The sequence below is a fragment of the Elstera litoralis genome, from assembly GCF_000963705.1.
GTDB lineage: Bacteria > Pseudomonadota > Alphaproteobacteria > Elsterales > Elsteraceae > Elstera > Elstera litoralis.
This window is the reverse complement of sequence record NZ_LAJY01000321.1, coordinates 1-4,941: the sequence shown is the minus strand read 5'-3', so window position 1 is coordinate 4,941 and position 4,941 is coordinate 1. Positions and strand designations below refer to the sequence as shown.

Below are 4,941 nucleotides of genomic sequence, written 5' to 3'. Positions count from 1 at the left end.
TTGATCCACGCTTGAAGATCCATAGGCCGGAACGCATTCAGCATAAGGCTTGCGAAGGGTTGCCGTTGAAGCAGCTTCAGCCGGTTAATCTCTTCCTTCGCCCCCTTCTTCTCATCGATAAGGCCCGACTGCATATAAAGGTCAATCAGTTCGGATATCGTCGATCTATCAATCTCCCGACGATCCGAGACCGTCCCTCTGAGCTTCCATTCAGCCAGCTTAGATTCGTACCACGCCCAAGCCTCTTCCCAGTTCTCACAGACTTTTGAGTCAGAAGGCATACCCTTCCGACGCCATCTGACTCGGCATTGCCACGGGCCAACCCATTCCGACTGAGGCGGTCTTTCGTAGGTGTCTGGAGGCGGAACCCCCGCGTCAGGATGCTTCACTTTTGCCATAGACCCAAACCCCTTTTTACCCAAGATTTACCCAAAATATAGCTTACTAGGGGAAAAATCAAGGCTTTCTGCGGGTTTTATGGCATCATGTAACGGTTTGCTAAACCGTTGTACGGGTTAAACCGTACCGTGAGTTCGAATCTCATCCCTTCCGCCAACTTCTCTTCTAAGTGTTTGATTTATATAAGAAAATATGAGATGTGAAAATCGCGCCCCACATTCTGCCCCACTTTTCCCTGCGCTATGCTGCGGCAGACATTGCCCCCGCCGCGATTTTCATAAACGCTTGTAAATATTGGCTTTTATAGGAGAGCCGATAGGCGCGCGCCGTTTCAGTTGAAATCTGCCTAGCTTGCCAAAGTTGCACCGTGCTGGGGATAGCATCCGGTAGCGTTGCAGCATCGATGAACGGCCCTAAGGTTGGCGGCGCTTAATTCCTGCTTTAACTTGCGCAAGGTTGCGGTTTACCATGTCCCAGTAGTGAGCACTATCCGTCGGTGATAAGATCTCTAGTGCTAACTGAAAGACCACCACTGCCTCTTCCAACAGCACCGTCCCGCTCTCTCGCTCTCCGAGGGACGTGAGCGCAGAGCCGAGATTATTCTGAGTCAGCGCCCAGTCAAGCGGAGTACTTGCACGGGTCCACTCCTCCAGCGCCAGCCGAAAAGCCACGACGGCTTCTTTTAGCCTCGCCGTCCCGCTCTCCCGAGCCCCAAGGGCAAGAAGTGCATTGCCGAGATTGTTCTGGATCTGCGCCCAGTAGAGCGGCACGCGGGCACGAGGCTGTTCTTCCAACGCCGCCCGATAGGCTGCCACCGCCTCTTCCAGCCGCGCCGTCCCGCTCTCCCGCTCTCCAAGCGCCCGAAGCGCAATGCCAAGATTATTCTGGGTCTTAGCCCAATCGAGCGGCGCACGAGCCTGGGTCCACTCTTCCAGCGCCAACCGAAAAGCCAAGACTGCTTCCTCTAGCCGCGCCGTCCCGCTCTCCCGCGCCCCAAGGGCCCGAAGCGCGGCGCCGAGATTATTCTGGGTCTTTGCCCAATCGCGCGGCACGTCGGCCTGAGTCCACTCTTCCAGCGCCAACCGAAAAGCCAAGACTGCTTCTTCCAGCCGCGCCGTCCCGCTCTCCCGCTCTCCGAGGGAAGTGAGCACAGTACCGAGATTGTTCTGGGTCATCGCCCAGTAGCGCGGCACGCGGGCCCGGGTCCGCTCTTCTAAAGCCAATCGAAAGGCCACTACCGCCTCTTCCAGCCGCGCCGTCCCGGTCTCCCGCTCCCCAAGGACCCAAAGCGCAGCGCCGAGATTATTCTGGGTCAGCGCCCAGTCGAGCGGCTCGCGAGCACGTGTCCACTCTTCCAGCGCCAACCGATAAGCCACCACCGCTTCTTCCAGCTGTGCCGTCCCGCTCTGCCGCTGTCCGAGGGACCAGAGCGCATTGCCGAGATTATTCTGGGTCATCGCCCAGTCGAGCGGCTCGCGGGCACGTGTCCACTCTTCCAGCGCCAACCGATAAACCACCACCGCTTCTTCCAGCTGTGCCGTCCCGCTCTGCCGCTCTCCGAGGGACATGAGCACAATGCCGAGATTATTCTGGGTCATCGCCCAGTGAAGCGGCACGCGGGCACGGGTTCGCTCTTCTAGCGCCAACCGATACGCAGCAACGGCTTCGTCTAGGCGCTCCGTCCCATGCTCTCTCTCCCCGAGGGCCTGAAGCGTATTGCCAAGATTATGCATTGTCTCTGCCCAGGCATGCGGCTCCGCCGAGCGTGAATATAAATTTAGGAGGCTGCGGTAGCCTTCGATCGCTCCGGCCAGTGCCCCGTTGTCACTGCTTTGTTTGCCCAGCGAATAAAGTGCATCAGCCTCTCGTTCCAAATAGTCCCGCCGCTGCGCGATCGCGCCGTCCGGCACCAAGCGGCGCGCCGCTGCGAAATGCGTTGCGGCCTCCCGGTAGCGCAAGCGCAGCATCGCCAAATCGCCACGCTGGGCACGGGTTGCCGCCGCGCTTTGTAGTTTCAGGTCTTCAATCTCGGTAAGGATCGGATCAATTTCGTTGAACCGACCTTCACCCCAGAATTTTTTTCGCTTTCTGGCGAAGCGGAAGCACGTTTGGACTATCGCCGGGCTGCAACTCGGCCAAGCTGCGTAAGCGCTGGACCTCTAGAAACACGTCGATTAATCGGCCCTGAACATCCTCGGGCTTAACATTCTTCTCACCAAGAATCTTGAACGCGGCGAAGATTTGCTGGTTCGAAAGGTCAAGTTTTTCACGCAACAACGCAATATTATTTCCAAGCGATGCTGTGAGCGCCTGGGTGTCGGCTCTAGCCTGCTTAAACTCTTCAACCAATGCCTCAAGAATCGCCGGGGAAATTCCGCAAATGGTTGTAAGCGTGCTATTCGTCACTGAACCGGCGACGGCCTGGGCGCAGTTTTTTGCTTCGGTCCGATTGCCGCCAAGCTGAGCATACGCCCCCGACACAGAGAGCAAAAGCCCGGCAAGCAGCGCTTTACAGAGGGGATGAAACCGCGAGCGCGCCATCTCCTCCCCCTATTTGCAGCCCGTTGCCGTTGTTGTTATCGTCGAGCCTGTCACAGAGCCTCCAATGGCGGTGCCGCACATTGCCCGGGTATCGCCACTCCCGCCCGATGACGCCCACAGTAGCAACGCCACCAGGGCGATCGACCAAACCGCGATAGTAATTAGGCGCATCTGCTTCGCCGCCGCATCAGCCGTTAGGCGCGGATAGATGTTCTTCCGAATGACATCGCGAAACAACAATAGGGCAACCCCTAAGGCCAACCCGCCAAGCCCAGCAATTTGCCCGATGGTTTGCAATAGCTTAGCGTCCATACTTACTCCTTGTATTTTCTTAAAGTCAGCATGCCAAGGTAAGTGTGCGGCATAAGATAAACAACCCCCTGCACACTGCCCCCGCCGATTGCAAGGGCACCCCCTTCCCAAAACCTCATGCGCGGCTTATGTTCTATTTTTGTTCACGCTGTAGCGGAATGCGAACATGGTAAAGCGGCTGCGCAGTTTTTGGGATTATCACTTTCAAATTCAACAGGTTGACGCGCAGGGTAATGGCGTTGCCGTCCTGCTGGAAACCGATGTTCACGCTGCCGCTGTGGGCAGCCTTGCAGCAATCGCCGAGCAAATGCCCACGGCGTCGTTCCGTCTATTGAGCGGTAGCGAGATTCTGGAACGCATTCCGGCCCGCCCTGTGCCCCCTCATGTTCGCTGAGTTTTTTAACGTGCGTGGGGAGCGGATTTTAATAAGAACCGAGGCCGTTTGCCTTATCGGCGGGAGCCGCGTTTCGGTGCGCGTTAAGGATTATCGAAAATCATACCTTTGCGGGTCCGGTTTGCGGGGTATCGAGGTTGTTGGCGAGCCGCATCAAACCTGCCAAAGGCTTGGCGGTGAATGGGTGCCGCTGTTTCGCCGTGGGGAGATGGTCTATATCCGGCCCGAGCGGGTAGCCTGGATGCTCCCTACGCCGAAAGGCACCGCGCTTAAGCTCTCAACGCTTGGCATGATGATCAGCGATGAGCCCTACGAGCAGATCATGGCGAAGATGAAGGCGGGCGAACCCGCTGCAACGCCGCGCCCCCAGGATCTAACGCGCTAGAGATGCGTGCGTGCTTCTGCCGAAATGCGGTAAGAAGGCGCTTCAAGTGAAGCCTGGGAACCGGCAAATGTGCAGCCTTTACACGATCAAAACGCCGTTCAAAAAGTGCCGCCGTTTTGGAAGCCGTGGCGCATTGGCGCTTCGTGCCGAACGCGGAGGAATCGGCAATTAGGCCGACCGACATCGCGCCCGTGTTGATCGCTGCTGCCGAGGGCCGCGAGATTATCGGCGCGCGCTGGGGCTTCCCGCCCCCACCCTCGGTCGGCGGGAAAAACCCTGTCATCAACGCCAGAAACCTGAATAGCCCGTTCTGGCGACCTGCCCTAAAACGCCGCGCCTTAGTGCCCGTATCGCGGTTCTGCGAATGGGACGAACAGCGGCAGCCGCACTGGTTTGGAGTGCCCGGCGGCGCACTATTCTGCTTCGCGGGCGTCTTTCACTCGGTCGAAGGGGAGGAAATGCTCCGCTTCGCCTTCGCCACGACTGAAAGCACCGGGGTTGTGCTGCCGGTTCACCCGAAGGCTATGCCCGCTGTTCTGGCAAACGCGGAAGCCGCTTCGGCCTGGCTGTCCGGCGCGGCGCTTGAAGACGTGCATCAACCTGAAACGCTGATCGAGGTAGAACCTCCCCGAGCGCCAGCGAAAGACGCCGGGAAGGTCGGTCCCCCAGAGCAACCGAGCCTTTTCTCTTGACTACGCTGGTCGGCGACCCAGAAGGTTTGAACGCGATTCATTAGGCATCAAATCACTCCTACAAAAAAATTGAATTTCTTCCCCAAGGTTATAAAATTAGTGATTCGTATAAACCCAATTTGGACAGAAAACATGAACACCAGCCAGACGAGATTGAACTTAGTACAAAATTTCGCGCTCGCTATAAGAAAATACATTGATTGTGTTAAGAACCAATT

The 4,941-nt window shown here is 57.3% G+C and carries 6 protein-coding genes; 3 read left to right on the top strand and 3 right to left on the bottom strand.

The window, feature by feature from the left end; genetic code table 11:
* Nucleotides 1–812: 812 nt before the first annotated feature.
* The 3 genes from VZ95_RS12715 to VZ95_RS12705 form a co-directional block, all read right to left on the bottom strand.
* On the bottom strand, nt 813–2,366 hold the full coding sequence (locus VZ95_RS12715) for a tetratricopeptide repeat protein (RefSeq protein WP_052711735.1): 1,554 nt from the start codon (nt 2,364–2,366) through the stop codon (nt 813–815).
* Between the two features lie 97 nt (nt 2,367–2,463).
* Nucleotides 2,464–2,940, bottom strand: coding sequence for a hypothetical protein (locus VZ95_RS12710; protein ID WP_045776176.1), 477 nt, complete (start codon nt 2,938–2,940; stop codon nt 2,464–2,466).
* A gap of 9 nt (nt 2,941–2,949) precedes the next feature.
* Nucleotides 2,950–3,252 carry a hypothetical protein gene (locus VZ95_RS12705; RefSeq protein WP_045776175.1) on the bottom strand — a complete coding sequence of 101 codons (303 nt, stop codon included), beginning with the start codon at nt 3,250–3,252 and terminating at the stop codon, nt 2,950–2,952.
* Between the two features lie 166 nt (nt 3,253–3,418).
* Between VZ95_RS12705 and VZ95_RS12700 the strand changes: the two genes are divergently transcribed.
* The 3 genes from VZ95_RS12700 (at nt 3,419) to VZ95_RS12690 (ending at nt 4,723) form a co-directional block, all read left to right on the top strand.
* A complete protein-coding gene (locus tag VZ95_RS12700; protein WP_045776174.1) occupies nt 3,419–3,646 on the top strand; it encodes a hypothetical protein in 228 nt (75 codons plus the stop codon).
* Nucleotides 3,647–3,767: 121 nt separating this feature from the next.
* Nucleotides 3,768–4,031 (top strand): hypothetical protein, encoded by a 264-nt coding sequence (locus VZ95_RS12695; protein ID WP_156995277.1) that lies wholly within the window; start codon nt 3,768–3,770, stop codon nt 4,029–4,031.
* 53 nt (nt 4,032–4,084) lie between these two features.
* A complete protein-coding gene (locus VZ95_RS12690; protein WP_084627765.1) occupies nt 4,085–4,723 on the top strand; it encodes an SOS response-associated peptidase family protein in 639 nt (212 codons plus the stop codon).
* Nucleotides 4,724–4,941: the final 218 nt, after the last annotated feature.

Excerpts from the sequence above, each read along its gene's own strand:
- VZ95_RS12715 (WP_052711735.1), bottom strand. The coding sequence starts at position 2,366 with ATGCTGCGCTTGCGCTACCGGGAGGCCGCAACGCATTTCGCAGCGGCG.
- VZ95_RS12710 (WP_045776176.1), bottom strand. The coding sequence starts at position 2,940 with ATGGCGCGCTCGCGGTTTCATCCCCTCTGTAAAGCGCTGCTTGCCGGG.
- VZ95_RS12705 (WP_045776175.1), bottom strand. The coding sequence starts at position 3,252 with ATGGACGCTAAGCTATTGCAAACCATCGGGCAAATTGCTGGGCTTGGC.
- VZ95_RS12700 (WP_045776174.1), top strand. The coding sequence starts at position 3,419 with ATGGTAAAGCGGCTGCGCAGTTTTTGGGATTATCACTTTCAAATTCAA.